This is a genomic window from Mongoliitalea daihaiensis (genome assembly GCF_021596945.1).
Taxonomy (GTDB): Bacteria; Bacteroidota; Bacteroidia; order Cytophagales; family Cyclobacteriaceae; genus Mongoliitalea; species Mongoliitalea daihaiensis.
In genome coordinates this window covers 4,404,013-4,422,054 of sequence record NZ_CP063779.1, presented here as the reverse complement: position 1 = coordinate 4,422,054, position 18,042 = coordinate 4,404,013, and the positions used below count along the sequence as shown (strand labels likewise).

Annotated in this window: 13 protein-coding genes; 2 read left to right on the top strand and 11 right to left on the bottom strand. The window is 39.8% G+C overall.

The window, feature by feature from the left end:
* Position 1 precedes the first annotated feature (1 nt).
* From IPZ59_RS18720 to IPZ59_RS18705, 4 genes are all read right to left on the bottom strand, one after another.
* Positions 2-706 (bottom strand): type I restriction-modification system subunit M N-terminal domain-containing protein, encoded by a 705-nt coding sequence (locus tag IPZ59_RS18720; RefSeq protein ID WP_236137563.1) that lies wholly within the window; start codon positions 704-706, stop codon positions 2-4.
* A 525-nt stretch (positions 707-1,231) separates the two neighbouring features.
* Positions 1,232-1,390 (bottom strand): hypothetical protein, encoded by a 159-nt coding sequence (locus IPZ59_RS18715; protein WP_236137562.1) that lies wholly within the window; start codon positions 1,388-1,390, stop codon positions 1,232-1,234.
* A 31-nt stretch (positions 1,391-1,421) separates the two neighbouring features.
* Positions 1,422-2,447, bottom strand: a complete 1,026-nt coding sequence (locus IPZ59_RS18710; RefSeq protein WP_236137561.1) for a restriction endonuclease — start codon at positions 2,445-2,447, stop codon at positions 1,422-1,424.
* Positions 2,448-2,461: 14 nt separating this feature from the next.
* On the bottom strand, positions 2,462-3,364 hold the full coding sequence (locus IPZ59_RS18705; RefSeq protein ID WP_236137560.1) for a helix-turn-helix transcriptional regulator: 903 nt from the start codon (positions 3,362-3,364) through the stop codon (positions 2,462-2,464).
* Between the two features lie 170 nt (positions 3,365-3,534).
* Here IPZ59_RS18705 and IPZ59_RS18700 point away from each other — a divergent pair, with 170 nt between their 5' ends.
* Both IPZ59_RS18700 and IPZ59_RS18695 read left to right on the top strand, forming a co-directional pair.
* Positions 3,535-5,640 carry an FtsH/Yme1/Tma family ATP-dependent metallopeptidase gene (locus IPZ59_RS18700; RefSeq protein ID WP_236137559.1) on the top strand — a complete coding sequence of 702 codons (2,106 nt, stop codon included), beginning with the start codon at positions 3,535-3,537 and terminating at the stop codon, positions 5,638-5,640.
* A gap of 2,260 nt (positions 5,641-7,900) precedes the next feature.
* Positions 7,901-8,581 (top strand): tetratricopeptide repeat protein, encoded by a 681-nt coding sequence (locus tag IPZ59_RS18695; RefSeq protein WP_236137558.1) that lies wholly within the window; start codon positions 7,901-7,903, stop codon positions 8,579-8,581.
* A gap of 372 nt (positions 8,582-8,953) precedes the next feature.
* On the opposite strand, the gene IPZ59_RS18690 is transcribed toward IPZ59_RS18695, so the two are convergent.
* The 7 genes from IPZ59_RS18690 to IPZ59_RS18660 all read right to left on the bottom strand — a co-directional run bounded on the left by IPZ59_RS18690 (position 8,954) and on the right by IPZ59_RS18660 (position 18,032).
* Positions 8,954-9,298, bottom strand: coding sequence for an HPF/RaiA family ribosome-associated protein (locus tag IPZ59_RS18690; protein WP_236137557.1), 345 nt, complete (start codon positions 9,296-9,298; stop codon positions 8,954-8,956).
* 29 nt (positions 9,299-9,327) lie between these two features.
* Positions 9,328-10,485 carry a baeRF3 domain-containing protein gene (locus IPZ59_RS18685; protein WP_236137556.1) on the bottom strand — a complete coding sequence of 386 codons (1,158 nt, stop codon included), beginning with the start codon at positions 10,483-10,485 and terminating at the stop codon, positions 9,328-9,330.
* Between the two features lie 565 nt (positions 10,486-11,050).
* A complete protein-coding gene (locus tag IPZ59_RS18680; RefSeq protein ID WP_236137555.1) occupies positions 11,051-12,376 on the bottom strand; it encodes a DEAD/DEAH box helicase in 1,326 nt (441 codons plus the stop codon).
* A gap of 1,987 nt (positions 12,377-14,363) precedes the next feature.
* Positions 14,364-15,101 (bottom strand): DUF6503 family protein, encoded by a 738-nt coding sequence (locus tag IPZ59_RS18675; protein ID WP_236137554.1) that lies wholly within the window; start codon positions 15,099-15,101, stop codon positions 14,364-14,366.
* A gap of 2 nt (positions 15,102-15,103) precedes the next feature.
* Positions 15,104-15,841, bottom strand: a complete 738-nt coding sequence (locus IPZ59_RS18670; RefSeq protein ID WP_236137553.1) for a hypothetical protein — start codon at positions 15,839-15,841, stop codon at positions 15,104-15,106.
* Complete coding sequence (locus IPZ59_RS18665) at positions 15,838-17,151, bottom strand: carotene biosynthesis protein (protein WP_236137552.1); 1,314 nt, start codon at positions 17,149-17,151, stop codon at positions 15,838-15,840. The genes IPZ59_RS18670 and IPZ59_RS18665 overlap by 4 nt, the downstream gene beginning before the upstream one ends.
* Positions 17,148-18,032 (bottom strand): hypothetical protein, encoded by an 885-nt coding sequence (locus IPZ59_RS18660; protein ID WP_236137551.1) that lies wholly within the window; start codon positions 18,030-18,032, stop codon positions 17,148-17,150. Before IPZ59_RS18660 ends, IPZ59_RS18665 begins: the two co-directional genes overlap by 4 nt.
* Positions 18,033-18,042: the final 10 nt, after the last annotated feature.

The window sequence follows — 18,042 nt, the reverse complement described above, 5'->3', positions numbered from 1 at the left end:
GCTATGAACCACAAGCAGGGTCGTAAATGGTCATGACAGGAGGCAATTTGTCTTTGATAGGGTCAAAAACGATATGCGTCATCAGGTCGATTACTTCGCGTGGGGTAAAGTGCTCTCCCGCTTCTTCGTTGTTATCCTCGTTGAATTTCCGGATCAGTTCCTCAAACACATAGCCCATTCCTAAGTTGGAAAGCGGCGGGAGTTTTCTACCGTCAGGGTCTTCTACCTCAAAAGGTGTCAGATTGATTTTAGGGGAAGTAAATTTCTCCAAAACATCGAGCAACACATCTTTAGATGCCATGTGGCGGACTTGGCTTTTCAGCTTAAACTTGTCAATGATTTCTTTGACATTCGGACTAAAGCCGTTAAGGTAATCCTCGAAATTGGCCTGCAAGATCTGTTGGCTGTTAGTTGCTGTATCATACAGTCGTTGCAAAGTCCATTCACTGGTATTGTAAAATACATAGCCACTGGCGTCTCTTAGACCTGTTTCATCCCATTCCGTGAATCCTGCTTCGTCTCTTTGGAAAGCAAGCTCTTCCATTACCGCTTCTTTGGTTGGTTCTAGCAAGGCATCCAATCTGCGCAACACCACCATAGGAAGGATAACGTCTCGGTATTTTCCTCTTACATATACATCTCTCAGACAGTCGTCAGCTATGGACCAGATGAAGGATATTAATCTATTGTGTACGGCGGTATTCATCTAAATTTTTATAATTGGAAAAAGATGTTGTGTAAAAATTGAATTAAAGTTCAAGTTAATGGTTTTTTGTTTAATTAGGGAATTTGGTGGAGTAAGGTTGATCAAGTTTTTTAAACAAATTGAATGGAAAGAAGAAATGTCAATTGTCTTTACTTCTTCATTCACCCTCCTCCAATAACCCTTTCGCCAAAATCCAGTTCCGAAGTTTTAGGATATGATCTAGTCCTTTGATTACTTGATCGATTTGATTGTCAAAATCCTAGGTTTGGTCGATTTTTTCGGTAAAAAATCGAATGGAGAATGACTTAGTGTGTTTTTGAAGTTCCCTGACAATCCCTTCAGCGAATGTTACATAATAGTTAATTCTTCCAGAAGGATTAAATCCAAATCTCTTTCCAAAAATTCTCTCGACGGGTAATATGTTGTATTCCATATCGAGTATAAATTGATACAAATTAATATATAAGTTTCTTTTTGAAAAGGTCTCTTAAATTGAATCCGGTCTCTGTTATTTGACTTTCTCACCTAACCATTCAAGTTCAAAAGGAATTTTTCTTTGTAAATATTCATTCCATTTACTCCAACAATTAATATTCTTTTATCCAAAGGTAAATTGAAGAAATCACTTCCTATCCAAGGAAGCCATTTCAAGTTTTTAATGCTTTGAAAATCCTGATCATTCATAGTTTTATTCGTTTTAAAAATTTTTTCCTACTTACAGGAAAGTATCCATGGACCTGATTCCTGCATTCAATAACATTTTAGAAAATTCAAGTCCGTTGATCAATTGGACTTCATTTTCTTTGGCCAAGTTTTCAGCCCTTTCATTGAAAGTGTTGGCTGTTGTAATTACCCAGGCAACTTTATTGTAACCATCTGCTATACTTTCCTGATTGGTTTTGTAATCTAGGATTTGATTGGTGCCCCATTCGTTGATCTGCCCTTTTTGAAATTTTGCCTGAGTGTAAATTATCAATTTGATAGGCTCGAAAACAGCCACAATATCCGCATCTCCCTCTTTATTTCTCCCATTTTTAGCAGGAATAGCAACTTCGGTGGCCCCAATGGTTTTGAAGTAGGCTTGTATTAATTTCTCAAACTTGTCAGGGTTCAATTCATTTTGAATGGTATCCAGAACAAAATTTGCTGTCTTGTCAATTATCAATGCATGCAAATGAATGGGTTTGTTTGCTATGAAATTTTCAATGCTCGTTTCAATACTTGTTTTTAAATCATTAATAGCTGCATTGGTTTGTCTGATTTTCATTCTTGCGGTCAATTGGGCATCTGCGAATTTGTCCCTGGGAATTTGTTTGTAAAGTATTTTAACCTTTCTGGCAAAACCCAAGTCGAAGGCATTCCCATGTGGAGAAATTAAGTGGATTCCATTTGTTGAAATGGGTTTGCCATCCCAAGACTTCAGGTCCTCTGAAAATGTCTCGGCAATCAATAGAGGTCTTTGGTCTATAATTTCGCAGACAGCAAATGTTCCTTGACTTGGAACTATCACCAGATCTCCCTTGGACATTTTTAGAAAATTCCAAAGGCTATATCTTGGTCTAGGTATTCTGCCCCAGAAGTCCTGAAACTGTTGATTGAAGTAGGCCCAATCGTCTTCTAAAACGCAATCGATCATTTCTTTGTAAGAAAAGTCTGAAAATCCAATAGTTAGGTATCCTCTGTCCAACAGGGGATAGGACAACTCCGCAACGTGCGAAATTCTATGAAGCCAATAATTCATTTGATCTTATTTTTCTAGGTTAATAAAATTCCTTTGATTACATTTTCCGCTTTCTTCTTTACAATTTCCCTTAATCTTTCCGGCCCCTCAACCCTTACTTCATCACCATGGGAGAGGATTTCGGCTACTAGCTCGTATTCGATTTTGACTCGGAGGCGGATTGTTAGAAGTTGCCCATCTTCTACCAGGATTTCCTGACTGCGGTGGAGGGGAAGGGATTTGATATAGCGACCCTTGAATTCAGTGAATGTTAGGATTACATCCTCTACAGGATTTCCAGGAGTATTGATGATACCGAATACATCTTGGAAATACCGCTCAAAGTCCATGTTTTGTAGAGTTTGAAATCGTTCTTGCAGGATATCCAAATTTCGAATTCTATCCAATCCAAAAACCTTGAACACCTTGCCTTCATCCAAGGCAAGCAGGTACCAGCGCCGTTTGAATTCCTTTAACGCAAGGGGTTGTAAGGTTCTGTCCTGAAATTGACCCATCCAGTATTTTTCGTAGTGGATGGCAATCAATTGTTGCTGTTGGATGGCTGCTAGGATTGGTGTAAGGTGCTCAGTCCCTCTGGCTTTTCTCTGCTCAAAAAGCAGGTAGGAGGGGACCTTTCGTTGCTGACCAAAGACCTGAAGCATGTCAAAAGCTTCTAGCAAGTGGGTGTTTTCTTCACTGCTATCCCCCGGTACAATGCTATAAAGCGCAGTCTTAAAGTCAAAGGAAATATCAATACCAAAAAGAGAGGCAATTTCTGAAAGGTCTCTGTTGAAGGTCCTTTTGGAAATGCAGAGTTCATGCCCAAGTTCCTCTTCCTTGCGCGCCAAATGCTTATCCAAAGTCTCCCAATCAAATGCTTTTCTTTTGGCCAATTTGATGATTTCTGTCTGCCGGATCAGAGATGTTAATTTGCTCATAACCTAAAGATAGGGTTACACTCCGCCAATACGCGTCTGAGGGTCTGATTTTTTAGAAATTAATTTTTATGTGAAGATTGTCAGGAAAATTTTTTCGTAAAATTTTTTTACTCGGTCATTCTTTGGCATAGGCTGGGGATAGTTTTGACCCAAATCAAACTAATACGGACATGGACTTACACAAAAGACAACAAGAGCTATTAGAGAAACAAGTTATTCTCCAACAAGCCAAAGAAACATTGAAGCGAGAGTTTGTAGGAATTGACGGAGTCATTGAAGAGGTCGTCGATGCTATGAGTTCTTGGTACCTATTTCCAGATATTCAGGAAAAACCGGTAATTATCAATTTATGGGGATTGACTGGAGTGGGTAAATCCTCATTGGTCAACCGATTGGTACAGTTGATAGGCATGGAGCAAAAGTATTTTAGCTTTGACCTGGGAGAAACTGATAACAGAGATTGGAATGTTCAAAGGACCTTGGAAGAAATTTATGATAACGTCAATGGATATCCTGTTATCCTCGCCTTGGATGAATTTCAGAATGTCAGAACACTTGATGATTTGGGGAGAGAAAAGGAGAAGAGTCCTTCCCGAGTAATCTGGCAGTTATTGGATTCGGGAAAATTTAAGGTTTCTAAATTCAATTTGCATTTGGATGAATTGTTTGAGTTTATACAGCGTATTCGCTTTCTTATTTCGAATGGAGTAGTGGTTAAAAATGGAATGGTAGTGGAAAACCAAAATTACTTCATTCAAAAAATGCATTTGAAAGATGTCTACATGGTTTATGGAGAGGATGAGAAAAGCTCATTTTTAAGAACTGATGAAGTACTATTTGTCCCTTCTAAAGTATATGGCATCATTTACAGTTTTGCTAAAGATCGCTTTTCGAATAAAATTGAATTTGAGGAAAAATTATTAACATTTGATGGCTATGAAACCCTTTCCTTTTTACTGGAAGTTTTTGATTTGGCCAATAGTCCTAAGAAGGTGGACTGTTCTAAAGGATTGATTTTTGTCATGGGTAATTTAGATGAGGCGTATACGATGAGCCATAATTTCAACCCGGATATGGATGCGGATGAATTTCACGAACAGTCCCTCAAAATCACTGTCCCCCATATCAAGAAAGCTTTGCAGAAGCGCTTTCGAAATGAGCAGATTGCACGCTTAGGAAATCTTCATATCATTTACCCAGCCTTCAGCAAGGCATCCTTTCAGAAAATTATCGCCTTGGAATTGGCAAAAATTGAGGAAAAGATACTCCACAACCAAGGGATAAGAATGCTTATAGATGCTACGGTTCATGAGTTGATCTACAAAGAAGCAGTATACCCTACACAAGGCACACGACCGATTTTTACTACTATCCATCAAGTTATCCATTCAAAGTTGGGCAGGATCATTACAGAAATGATATTGAATAAGTTGAATGTTTGTTGTGTCAAGGTGAAGGCTAAGGGGGAAAATATACAGGTTGAATATTATCAGGGAGAAAGCGTAGTTCACATGTTTTTCCTTGAGCAGCCATTAGTATTGGAGGAGCTGAGAAAAAGTAAGCAGGACGATTTTCAGGCCATTTCAGCCGTTCATGAAGCAGGTCATGCCATCATTTCGACTATCTTGCTTCGTACCATTCCGGAAGTTGTTGTTTCCAAATCAGCTGAGGTGGGGACAGGTGGTTTTGTCCATACCAAATTCAAATGGAAGTACATTTCCAAAAAAGAAATCATCAACCGCTTGGCCTTGTTTTTAGGGGGCTATGTGGCTGAGCGCTTGGTTTTCGGGGAAGAAAACCTCACCACGGGTGCAGAGAATGACATTAAGAAAGCCACTGTTTTTATTACAGGGATGTTGAAAGAGGCGGGAATGGGTGACGTTCCAGGAACTTTTGATGCAAAAGGGGTTGAAACAAAATACTATCTTCACGACGAAGCGAATAAATTGAATCAAGAGGCAGAGTTCTGGATTTTAAAGGCAATGGACTTGGCTGAAAAAACATTGGTTGAGCAAAAGGTATGGTTACTGAAAATGTCCGATTTTCTAAGTGACCATAGTCAGATGCGGAAGGAATCGATTCTTGAAATGACTAAAAAATACGCTGTAAATTTTGAACTGAATAGCCTTATTGAAGAAGGGGATTTTCTTTTTTACCGAAAGCATTTGAAAGATCAGGTTTCAGGTCTTGAAATCATTAACCCTCCAAAGCCTGTTAAAGATGCTTGGGGAATGTCTTTGAATAGGATAGATAGGGGAGGAGCAGTAGAATTATGAACCAAGAACCAATTATCATTAGTTGAGCGAAATTCTATTGAAATAATGTAAAAATAGATATTGGTGGATATTAGATATTAAGATATTATGGGGGGAGTTGGAAATAAAGTTGAAATAGATATTGGTGGAAATTAGCTGCGCGATATTGTTTGATATTTTTATGGGAGTGGGTAGATGAAGTAAGGTTGAAATATACTGACTCGAAATAATTGGTGAAATAGATATTGGTGGATATTAGCTGCGCGATATTGTTTGATATTTTTTTGGGAGTGGATAGATGAAATAATGTGGAAATAAAATTGAAATAATGGTTTGGACTCAAAAGGGGCGTTAGCCCTGTTTTCTTCGTAGTATTGATTTAAGTTAGTCCCAGGAGAGGGGCGTCAGCCCTGATATCTTAAACGGAGGAGTATTGGAATAGCTATTGGTAAATTTCTTTTTGTCCACAGATGACACAGATTTCACAGAGGGATGATGTTTGGAACGTTTTTTAGGTGGCTGGCATTACTGGATGGATAGATTAATTGGATTTTGTCGCAGGCTCCTGGATTGCTAAGGATTGATGTGTCAGGATTGAAGGATAAATTTTTTTGGTAGTAGGTAGATGAAATAAGGTTAAAATAATGTAGAAATAAAATTGAAATAATTGGTTTCGACTCAAAAGGGGCGTTAGCCCTGTTTTCTTCGTAGAATTGATTTATGCATGTCTCAGGTGAGGGGCGTCAGCCCTGATATCTTAAATGGAGGGGTATTTGGATAGCGATTGGAGGATGTTTTCTTGTCCACAGATGGCACAGATTTCACAGAGGGATGATGTTTGGAGGATTTTTTAGGTGGCTGGCATTACTGGATGGATAGATTAATTTGATTTTGTCGCAGGCTCTGGGATTGTCAAGGTTTGATTAGATGAAATAATGCTGATGTGGAATACTGTAGAAGTAAAGTTCTTACAAATGACCTTAAAGAGGTCATGTGTTTATAGTAAAGGAAAAAACCTAATCTGACTTCCGACCCAGAATTAGGGCGAATAAGATGCTTGATGTATACCTTTGTGTTCCCCCGTGGCGTCAGCCATCCCATCTGTGTCAATCAGTGTTCATCCTTTTTAAAATCTGTGTTCAAAAAATCGTCTTCCCAAAATTCAACTCCTACCGGAGTTGAGATAACCGATATCAATTTGTTCTTTTTTCCCCGAGTGGCAACTCGGGGCTAGCAACCTTGCGGTAGTTGACTCCTATCGGAGTCTTGGATTAGATTTTTTGGAGATGCTAAGGATTTGAAATCCTCTAGGGTAATTGATTTGAAACTAGCATTTATTTCGTTTGATAAGACGGCTTACCGAAGGAGATTACAAATCTCCGTTTATCTGTCTCCCGAAATTGCAAATTTCGAGAAGCAGGGTGTTGGAAATCTGAGGAGCAGACCAACTCCGCAAGGAGTTCAATCCCGCAGGGTATTAGCCCCGAGTGACAACTCGGGGTGAAAAATGATGTCCCATTCACCCTTCCCGACTCCGGTAGGAGTCGAATTGTAAGAGGTGCTGATGCTAGCCAAGAAGTCTAATCTTCCGCAAACATAGACTCCAGTCGCTCATCTGTCATAACTTGAAGAGAAACATACCTGCTGCAAGCAGGAGACGAGAAATTAGACCAGATGAAGTAAAGCAAAATATGATTGGTTAAAATTCCAGTGAAATTGGACCTAGTTTATAGGAGAAATCTATCTAAACAAGCAATCCCACCATCCCCGTGGCGTCAGCCACCCCATCTGTGTCAATCAGTGTTCATCCTTTTTAAAATCTGTGTTCAAAAGAAGTGCAGTCCCAAAATTCAACTCCTACCGGAGTTGAGAGGATCGATATCAATTTGTTCTTTTTTACCCCGAGTGGCAACTCGGGGCTAGCAACCTTGCGGTAGTTGACTCCTATCGGAGTCTTGGATTAGATTTTTTGGAGATGCTAAGGATTTGAAATCCTCTAGGGTAATTGATTTAAAACTAGCATTTATTTGGCTTGAAAAGACGGCTCACCCAAGGAGATTACAAATCTCCGTTTATCTGTCTCCCGAAATTGCAAATTTCGAGAAGCGGGGTTAGCAACCTTGCGGTAGTTGACTCCTGTCGGAGTCTAGTGATTTAGTTTTAATGCATCATAGTTGAAGCTCCTTTCTAAAGGGATCAACTTGCCTTGGAATATCCTTGAGTTGCTGGGTTAGAAAATCTACTAAAATCCAGTTATCTTGAACCGTAAACTTCTTAATCAATGCTTACAGGCTCCACCATCGTGTATCAATGCCCCAAGTGTGGGCAACTAGTGCTAGGGCAAAGTATTTTGTCTGTCAATGACATAAAAGCAAAGTATTATTCGGATGGCCGAATGGAAGGCCCCTATTTTTGCGAGCAAAACAGCATCACGGAATGTCCTGCTTGTAGTAAGGTCTTTTGGTTAGACCCCAAAAACCAGGTGGATGAATTTCACGAGGATTATGATAGAGGAGATCCCCAAATAGCAAACCATTATCATAGCCTTGGAGATTGGGCACCCCGTTTGGATATACAGGGTTGGCGTAGGGCTATCAGTGAAAAGGTCTTTGGTAATTTAAAAGAAGAATTGTTTCTTCAGAAAAGCTTGCTTTGGGAGTTGAATAAGTATTTTTTGAAGCATTGTGAATGGGAGAGTTCAGAACAGCTAAAATTATGGGAGGATACTATTCAGGATCTTCTTCTTATCATCCAACCCCAGAGACCTCAAGAGTACTTATTGAAAGCAGAATTGCAACGCAATCTTGGACAGTTTGAACAAGCCTTGGAAAGTCTCGATAAGATCACAGACCAGGATTATTTAGCCAAAGCTTATCAACTGCATCAGCGGATTCTAGCGCAAGATCGATGGGTGTTTCGGTTTCAGGTCCCGAGTTGGTTATGGTTTTTGGATTCGGAATGAAATACTGTCTTGCGGACTATTGATGGTAAGAAAAAAAGTGAAAAATTTGCTTTGCAAAATAAACTTGAAATAGATTACTATGGCGTCAGCCACCCCATCCGTATCCATCAGCGTCCATCCTTTTGAAATCTGTGTCCAAAAAAAAATACGGTCCCAAAATGCAACTCCTTTCGGAGTGCTGGCTTAGATTCATGCGTAGCAGATGCAAGTTTTTAATCAAACCAAGGATTAATTTGGTCTTTTATTTTTGAATGCTGACACACTATGAACAACAAAATTATTTTAATTAAACAACATCATAGACGAAAGCACCATTGTCCATTTATCCAAAAAAGCAACAAATATTAAATGCTGCTATTGACCAAAAACATTTCAAATACCGGTTTTATCGATCCTTTTTCGCTGATGATTGCCTAACCGACCAAGAATTGTATCCAGTGAGGTTGTCAATTTATCCAATGCCCCGGATATGGCCTGATCATAGGTGTCAGATTGATTGATCACCGAAAAAGGTTGGCGTCCTTTTAGCCGTGCTTCCAGTAAACATCGTTTTGTTGATACACCTTCTTTTAACCCATCTTCATCGGAAAGATGAACTTCCAATCGGGTTATATGGTGATCATAGCGGTTAAGTCCTTCTTCGATCATGCGTAGGAAAATAGCCGTAAACTCATCGTTATTCGGTACGCTTTTATCTGTGTTAAATTGAATGGTCATAGTAAATTGAATTTAGTGAAAAGGAATGATCAATACCTAAATATGGCTGCAAGGCCAGAAGTAGAGGGCATTTTATCCTGTGGGATAATCCATACGGTGCCCCCCATTTTATTTACCAACTCGCCTATGTCATCGAGTAAATCGTCCAACTTAGGTTGTGTTAAATCCATCATTTCAAAGGTGCCAGTGATTTTGTTTCTCAGGCGCTTGGCAATGATTCGGCCTTCTTCAATCAGAAGTGTATCCACTCTTCCGCTTTCAGCGGCATCGGTGACATCATCGATATTGTCACTTCCTAAACCATTGGCTTTTGCTTGTTGGTATTTGCCTACTATATCCTCAAGCTTCTTAAAATAGACCGGCTCCATGACTTCCCAAGCTAATGTTGCCAGTTTTTTTATCGAAACAGATTGTGCATTTATTTCAATTCCATCTGGCAACAGCATAGGATTTTCATTTATTTGCTGAAACCGGTCATGGTGTTCGGTTAAAGCGGCAAGAACCAAAGGGAAACCACTGGGATTAGAAAAATTTCTATGTACCGTGTCGGCTACGATAGCGAAAAATCTATCCGCATCAATATCCACTTCATCCTTTTTTCCACCGTGTCCATGATGCATATTGGAACTTTCGCCGCCTGCCCCTCCATAAGAGGCAACAGTTACATGTCCATCCGTCAATTCATCTCCAAGTGCTGTTTCTATTGTATTCGGAATATCCTCCTGAAGCACTATTTCAACAAGTGCATGACGGTTGCCTTCATAAAGGTTAAATTCATGCTGACTTAAACCCAGGACATGATATCGATCTGCCGACTGCAAATAACGTCTCAGTGATCTGGTATGGAAGTTTTCCGAAACAATCGCAAGTTCCCCTACTGGTACCGGTAAATGTATAACCACAAAGCGCTCCGCAGAGCGAAGAACAGCAAGTCCTTCTGTGGTGTGATTCCAAAAGTCCTTGTTTTCGCCAAGCGCTTCAATTGGTTCCATCAACTCAGTAATTTCACCTGCAGGAAGTTTTTCTGATAATGACTCCTTTACCTTTTTCAAAAGGTTCTTAAAACGAATAGTATCCTGAATATTCTCTGGATGGCTACGATGCGTTGGCATGTAAAGAGAAATACAGGGTTTCGCAGTTTCTGCAAGCAGTTCTTTAATTAACTCAGGCGTAAGTTTAGTAGTCATTATAATTCTTTTTATTGTTTGCTTATTAAGACCAAGTGCCCCACATCCCTCTACTGGATTCATTAAAATGTAGGTTAATCGGCCTAACTGGAATTGAGTGTCCATGACCTTACTTTCCTCAATACGAATAATGTGACATTCAGGGCCTTGAAAATCCCTGCCATTACGGTTGAGAAGGTTGATTTTGAAGTTTCACACAAGGTGGTAATAAAACCCCCATTTATTTTACACAGGTTTTGGCATATATTACATCGTTCACGGATATTCGTTACGATAGTATTTTGAAGGAAGTGTTAATTGCTAGCTGCTGGGGGCTGTCGGATGACAGTTGAATTCAGGTTTTTCCAAGAACGCTATGCTCGATTTAATTGCACAAGTTGACCTGACTAAAAATCAAAGTCAGGATAATCTTTAGCAAGAAAATCTTATTTATTAGATACCTTCATGGAGGTTGCATGAACTGTACAATTTGGTTTTTTCTCTAAACTTTCATTCACTATCTCCAAAAAAACTTGTCGATAGCCACCTATCTATGCCGATCATTTTAAAATAGGTGTTTAAAAAATCAATTCGCCTCAGCCACTTTCACTTTTGATTTTTTCAGCTTTTCTCCATTGAGTTTCTTGACTAAGCTAGGTGCTACATTGCGCTTTACAGCCACATAACTTGCAAAATCCATAATGGTAATCAATCCAATATCGTCGTTGTTGGCCTTACCTATTTTGATCAGGAAGCCGACAATGTCTCCTTTGCTGATTTTATCTTTTTTACCAGCACTGAAGTAGAGTAAAGAAAATCCGGTTGGCTCGGAAGCAATGGTTTCATCTATCTCCACTTCCTCCATGCGCTTTTCATCCAAGTATTCTGGAAAATCTTCATCTTCAGCCAAGATCAAGTGACCCTGCCCGGAAGCATGCATGCGGGCAGTACGGCCATTTCTGTGAATAAATGCATCTTCTTTTGGAGGAACTTGGTAGTGGACAATATGCTTGATTTCCGGAATGTCCAATCCTCTGGAAGCCAAATCAGTAGCAATTAATAAATTTACCACCCCGCTTCTGAATTTGATTAGATTTTTCTCCCGATCCAACTGCTCCATACCGCCATGCAACACTGCATGTTCATAGCCATGATCCCCCAACAACAAGCTAATGCGGTCAACTGCCTCTCGATGATTGCAGAAAACAATACTTGATTCTCCCTGAAAATGCGAAATCAAACGCATCAAGTTCTGGATTTTTTCCTTGGTGTTCGTACGAACAAGTTTCAATTCCAGCTTAGACTCTTGCTGTTGCTGAAGAAAATCCACTACCGGAGGATTATCAAAGGGAATAAAGTCAGGCAGACGTCCCATTTTCGTTGCTGAGGTCAGGTAATGGTTTTGAACACTGATAAGTTTTCTGAATATATCCCTCAGTTGCTCATGAAACCCGAGTTGAAGGGATTTGTCAAATTCGTCCAAAACCACCGTTTGGATAGCAGAGGTATCGAGTGAGCCTTGGTTTACATGGTCGGAAAGCCTTCCAGGTGTACCAATGACCAATTCAGGCAATTCTCCCAAACTGTTTTTCTCCAATTTCATGGAATGTCCTCCGTAGCAAGTACTCACGCGATAACCCGTTTTCAGGGATTTAAAGACCTGTTCAATCTGTATGGCCAACTCACGGGAGGGAACAATTATAAGTGCTTGTGTACTTCTGGAAGTAGGATCCAAATTCTTGATTAGTGGAAATAAAAATGCCACTGTCTTACCTGAACCTGTTGGTGCTAACAACATCAAGTTTGGATTTTTTGTAGTTGCTTCAATAAATGCCTGCTGCATCTCATTCAAAGCATCTATACCTAGGTTGTTTAAAAATTGTTGTGCTAGTCTTTGTGCATCATTTTCCATGGTGCTAAAGTACGTGAAATAATTTTTGAAATAGATATTGGTGGATATTAGCGGTGCGATATTAGATGATATTGTTTTTTGGGGGTTGTTGAATGAAATAAAGTTGAAATATTGTAGAAATAAAATTGAAATAATTTTTGAAATAGATATTGGTTGATATTAGCGGTGCGATATTGTTTGATATTTTTTTGGAAGTGAGTAGATGAAATAAGGTTGAAATATGCTGACGCGAAACAAGGTTGAAATAATTGATGAAATAGATATTGGTGGAAATTAGCTGCGCGATATTGTTTGATATTTTTTTGGTAGTAGGTAGATGAAATAATGTGAAAATAAAATTGAAATAATGATTCAATCTAAAAAGGGACTTTAGCCCTGTAATCTTCGTAGGACTGATGTATGAAAGTCCAGGACGAGGGGCGTCAGCCTTGATATCTTAAACGGAGAGTTATTGGGATAGCTATTTGTATTTTTTTTGTCCACAGATGACACAGATTTCACAGAAGGGGTGAAATTTGAAAATTTTTTTTGGGTAGCATACATTAATGGATCGGTAGGTTAATTAGATTTTGTCAAGTGCTCCGGGATTGGCAAGGATTGACCTATTGGGGTTGAAGGATTTTTTTTCTTGGGATTATGTAGATGAAATAATGCTGACGCGAAACATTATGGAAAAAATATTGAAATAATGATTCAAACTAAAAAGGGGCTTTAGCCCTGTAATCTTCGTAGGACTGATGTATGAAAGTCCAGGACGAGTGGCGTCAGCCCTGATATCTTAAACGAAGAGTAACTGGGATAGCTATTTGTATTTTTTTTGTCCACAGATGACACAGATTTCACAGAAGGGGAGAAATTTGAAAGTTTTTTTGGGTAGCATACATTAATGGATCGGTAGGTTAATTAGATTTTGTCAAGTGCTCCGGGATTGGCAAGGATTGACCTATTGGGGTTGAAGGATTTTTTTTCTTGGGATTATGTAGATGAAATAATGCTGACGCGAAACATTATGGAAAAAATATTGAAATAATGATTCAAACTAAAAAGGGGCTTTAGCCCTATAATCTTCCTAGGACTGATGTATGAAAGTCCAGGACGAGGGGCGTCAGCCCTGATATCTTAAACGGAGAGTTATCGGGATAGCTATTTGTATTTTTTTTGTCCACAGATGACACAGATTTCACAGAGGGGTGAACTTTGAAAATTTTTTTGGGTAGCATACATTAATGGATCGGTAGGTTAATTAGATTTTGTTGAGTGCTCCGGGATTGGCAAGGATTGACGTATTGGGGTTGAAGGATTTTTTTTCTTGGGATTATGTAGATGAAATAATGCTGACGCGAAACATTGTGGAAATAAAATTGAAATAATGGTTCAAACTAAAAAGGGGCTTTAGCCCTGTAATCTTCGTAGGACTGATGTATAAAAGTCCAGGACGAGGGGCGTCAGCCCTGATATCTTAAACGAAGAGTTATTGGGATAGCTCTTTGTATTTTTTTTGTCCACAGATGATACAGATTTCACAGAGAGATGATGCATGGAGGAGCTGTCCGAGATTTGCAATCTCGGACTGTAGATAAACGAGGATTTGTAATCCTTTAGGGCAATCGCTTTTAAAACTCAGGATTATTAGGCTTGATAATTCGCCTTACCCAAGGAGATTGCAAATCTCCATTTATCTGTTTCCCGAAATTCCAAATTTCGCGAAGCGGGTATGCATGCCCAACTCCTGTCGGAGTTTTTAATCTTAGAGATAGATTGTACTGCCCAATGTTCACTTCAATACAGGGGATTAAAATCCACGGCTATTGATTGGTGCATTCTTTAAAAAATTATCTGAATTTCATTCCTAACTACTATTCTAAATCGTTGGTTAAAACCCACAGACGGAATAAGCATTCAAAATTTCTAATTCTTCATTCCGCATTCCACATTCCTCATTACAAATTATCTCACTGTTCACTGCTCACTGTTCACTGTTCACTATTCACTGCTTACTTTTCACTCTCACATCCTCCATCTCAATTTCCGACAGTAACTCCAACTCTCCTGCTTCAAATAAGGCAGCCAGGTCCTCTAGCGGTGTGTCTTTGATTTTGGGTTTGTAGTTCTCATAGTCTAGAAGGATAAGCCCATTGACAGCATGTTCGCGGATGGCTTTGCGGAAGCGAACTCCGCCTTCATTGGTATGGAAAGAATAGGCTAAGTAGGCTAGTTTGAATGTGTCTGCATCAAACCAATACAAAAATTCATCCTCAAAATCTTCGCCTCCACCTTCTTCAACAAAGGTTACTTTGACCAATTCGTATGGTTTTCCTTCCATTGTCACTTGTCCAAGGGATGTTTTGATGGCCGCAGCATCGTTTAGGCCGTAAGGTAAAAAAGCAAAATAGGCTACTGAGTTGACCGAATTGGTAAAAGCAGCAATTTGCTTTTCCTCCAAACTTACCTCTACACCATTCACCGTCCGGGTGAAGCCCGCATTGTTGAGCACATCCTTGATGAGACCCGTAGAATCAGTAAACTCACGGCTATACTCAAATGCTTCTGGAGATTTGAAAATACTGTAGCTGCGCTCCCGGAAGTCAAACTCAATGGTTGATTGTTCAAATGACTTCCCTCCATGGGCAGTGATCGCCTTGTCAACAATCTCCTGCGCTGGGTTATTTTCCTTACATCCAACAAGGAAACTGATCAGCAGTCCCAATACTATAAATTTTTTCATGGTCAATCTAATTTTTGATAGTTTGTATAGGTGTAGGAAGCCCTCAGGTAAAGAACTTGTCCCAAGCTGTCTACGCGGAAGGACTCTCGTTTCATCGGAAATGCAATGCCCAACGAACGGTCCATTTCCAAGTTATATACCAAGCTGTAATGGTCGGAAGTTTTTACTTTGTAAGCGACTAATTGATGCGTCTGCGGGTGAAAATAATACCACCAGCGATCAGTTTTTGGATCAGTAGGATCTCCATCGATAACCTCAATGCATTCCATTTCCCGTTGGTCCGGTAACGTGACAAGGCCTATGTAAGTGAGCTTCTTTGTGCCTTCAAGAAGGGCAAATGGTTTGTCCATGACATAAAAAGCCGCATCGATTTCTTTCTTTTTACTGGCTAGAAATCCTTCATTGAGGATTTCATTGCTTCCCATCATGTATCGTGTTTTTAGTCCATCAAAGCTTACCCTATGTGAGGTACTGTCTTTATTCCAATTCATTCGGGCCTCAAAATAGGGGTAGCGCTTAAACTGGACCTGCTGCTCTAAAGAAGATTCTTCGCTGCCATCTTCTTGGTAGAGGGTGCTCTTTTTCAAGAATTCAAATCCATTCAATTGATCCCATCGCTCTTGTCCTCCATGTGCTTTGATTGATTGTTGAATCAATGCTCTTGCCTGATCTTCAGAGGAGGTGCAGGCAGTCAAGGATAGGATGGTAATGGAAAGAATGAATAGTTGGATTTTTTTCATGGTGTCTCTGGAATGTCTTGATTAGGATCGAACAATTCCTTAGCTGCAAAAATAAGCAAGGGAATGTACTGAACCAACAATAGTAATGTCAACTCTTCGGTAGGATCACTTGTATAGGCTGTATAGGATAAAAAAACCAGAGCAGACCAAAGTAAAGGGCTGCTGTATCGAGTCAATAAACTAAGCCCGAGCATGGGGATGATGTACCAGGGGTGCACAGTGGTCTGAACTACTAAGTAAATTCCATAAGTACCAACAAATCCTGTTGCCAAATCTATTGGCTTAGGTTGACGCCAAGCAAAAAACAGCATGCCGATGATAGCCAAGAAATTTAAAACCGGCCCTAGGGTGCCAATAGGGTTGTAATCCAACCAAAAAGAGCTGAGAAAACGAAGAACATAGTAAAGCGAAGCATTAAATTCAAAACTGCTTTGGTACAGACGAAAACTTTGGTAGAAATTATGAAAGGTATCTGCTTGAAAGAGAGGGAATAGAACAATTAAGCAAATGAATGTAAAAGTCAGCCAAAATCTTGTATGCTTCAATGGAGGAAATACCCGAAGCCACACAGCTCCCATAATCGCAGGAAGGAGTTTTACGCCAATCGCAAAACCCCACAGGCTTGCACTTGTCATAGGTTTAGAGGTTTTGAAAAACCATATGCTACCCAAAAGTCCCAGTAGAACCAACCCCTCAAAATGTACATTTCCCGTCAGTTCTAAGATAATCAAGGGATTGAGCCAATACAGCAGAACCTTAGATCGGTCTTGATTCCATAGGGGCAGTAATTTCCAAAGAAAAAACAGAACGCCCATATCTACCAAAATCAGCGGTAATCTTAACAAAATAAGATTCCAGACTAGGGATTGCCCACCTAAGGCAGCCCCTACAAAAAAGACTTGATGAAGTGGAGGATAGATCGAAAAATAGGAAGAAGAGTTCATCTGCTCTACTAGTAAACTCATATAGGATAAGCTGTTTTCTGATACCTGCTGCAACGCTTCTTGTGGGAGGTAGGTGTAGGGGTTGATACCCTGTAGGATCAGATGTCCATCAAAGAGAAAGCGATAAAAGTCATCCGATAAGAATGGCGTATGGGGGATCAGTAGCAACCGGCTTAAGCATCCAATTACTAATAACCTTACAAAGCCAATTTCTTGAGATCTCCAATAGCTGAATAAAAACAGTCCAAAAAGTATGGCATAACAAACCTGTAGCGCCCAAGCATCTGTGCGTTCCAAGCCATAAGCCATGCCCATGAGTATAATCAGAAAAAAAATAGGGCTAATCCAGTTGACAAAAACCTTCATTGAAGCCTTAGTTCCTGTCTCAGGTACTCATCCTCAATTTTGTTATGTTTCCAATAATCGATGGTGCTGACAGCTAGGCGAGTAGCAGTAGTTTTTTCTTGTTGCCCATTGGAGCGAATGGTGACTTCCTCCCAACCCATGATGTGGAAAGGGAAGGTTTTTTCAAAATCTATTCTGAGTTCTCGGAAACCCTTGGCATAAATGACTTCTAATTGACTTCTACGCTCAGAAATATCCTTGATGCTAATGAAAGCTTCTTCACTTGCAAACGGTTGATGGTTGAATCGCTGATCAAATAAGGATGGAATTATTCTAGCTGAACCCAAGGGAATTTGATTAGGGTTTATTCGCAACAAGTTCCAGAGCTCATCTTCCATGAGTCCTTGTATGTTGATGGATTGATCCCCTTCCTTTTCAAAATAGGAATACAGTTTACCTTTATAAGAATCCTTCTTGGAAAGATTAAATTGGGTAAATGTTTGTCCACACCATTCCTGTACACTTGCTGTAAATTTGAGTCCTTGAGAGGCTTCTTTGGTTGGAGTAAATGCCGAGAGCATCATGTGGTAGGGATAGATCCCTGTGATAAAGTCCCGGGTTTGGTTCATCTTGAGCACGGAAATTTTGTCTTTTCCAGCTTCATCCGGATTATCCAATTTTACATGTTTTTTTCTCGAAAAATCCTCTGTTACAAAAATCAAAACTGCTTGCCCAGCTCTGCTTTCCCCATAACGGTGTTGGCTGAGTTGAAAGGAACTGATTTCTGCTTTTCCCTGAAACCAGTAGTTGCCCCATTCTTTAAAATCGATTTCCTTTCGTTGTTCAACGTTACAAGCAACCAAGATCAGTAACAAAAGGAGGGGCAAAATAGAACGTTTCATCTACGATTGG

What these genes read in the sequence shown, in the direction of transcription:
- IPZ59_RS18720 (WP_236137563.1), bottom strand. Translation starts at nt 706, where the DNA reads ATGAATACCGCCGTACACAATAGATTAATATCCTTCATCTGGTCCATA.
- IPZ59_RS18715 (WP_236137562.1), bottom strand. Translation starts at nt 1,390, where the DNA reads ATGAATGATCAGGATTTTCAAAGCATTAAAAACTTGAAATGGCTTCCT.
- IPZ59_RS18710 (WP_236137561.1), bottom strand. Translation starts at nt 2,447, where the DNA reads ATGAATTATTGGCTTCATAGAATTTCGCACGTTGCGGAGTTGTCCTAT.
- IPZ59_RS18705 (WP_236137560.1), bottom strand. Translation starts at nt 3,364, where the DNA reads ATGAGCAAATTAACATCTCTGATCCGGCAGACAGAAATCATCAAATTG.
- IPZ59_RS18700 (WP_236137559.1), top strand. Translation starts at nt 3,535, where the DNA reads ATGGACTTACACAAAAGACAACAAGAGCTATTAGAGAAACAAGTTATT.
- IPZ59_RS18695 (WP_236137558.1), top strand. Translation starts at nt 7,901, where the DNA reads ATGCTTACAGGCTCCACCATCGTGTATCAATGCCCCAAGTGTGGGCAA.
- IPZ59_RS18690 (WP_236137557.1), bottom strand. Translation starts at nt 9,298, where the DNA reads ATGACCATTCAATTTAACACAGATAAAAGCGTACCGAATAACGATGAG.
- IPZ59_RS18685 (WP_236137556.1), bottom strand. Translation starts at nt 10,485, where the DNA reads ATGACTACTAAACTTACGCCTGAGTTAATTAAAGAACTGCTTGCAGAA.
- IPZ59_RS18680 (WP_236137555.1), bottom strand. Translation starts at nt 12,376, where the DNA reads ATGGAAAATGATGCACAAAGACTAGCACAACAATTTTTAAACAACCTA.
- IPZ59_RS18675 (WP_236137554.1), bottom strand. Translation starts at nt 15,101, where the DNA reads ATGAAAAAATTTATAGTATTGGGACTGCTGATCAGTTTCCTTGTTGGA.
- IPZ59_RS18670 (WP_236137553.1), bottom strand. Translation starts at nt 15,841, where the DNA reads ATGAAAAAAATCCAACTATTCATTCTTTCCATTACCATCCTATCCTTG.
- IPZ59_RS18665 (WP_236137552.1), bottom strand. Translation starts at nt 17,151, where the DNA reads ATGAAGGTTTTTGTCAACTGGATTAGCCCTATTTTTTTTCTGATTATA.
- IPZ59_RS18660 (WP_236137551.1), bottom strand. Translation starts at nt 18,032, where the DNA reads ATGAAACGTTCTATTTTGCCCCTCCTTTTGTTACTGATCTTGGTTGCT.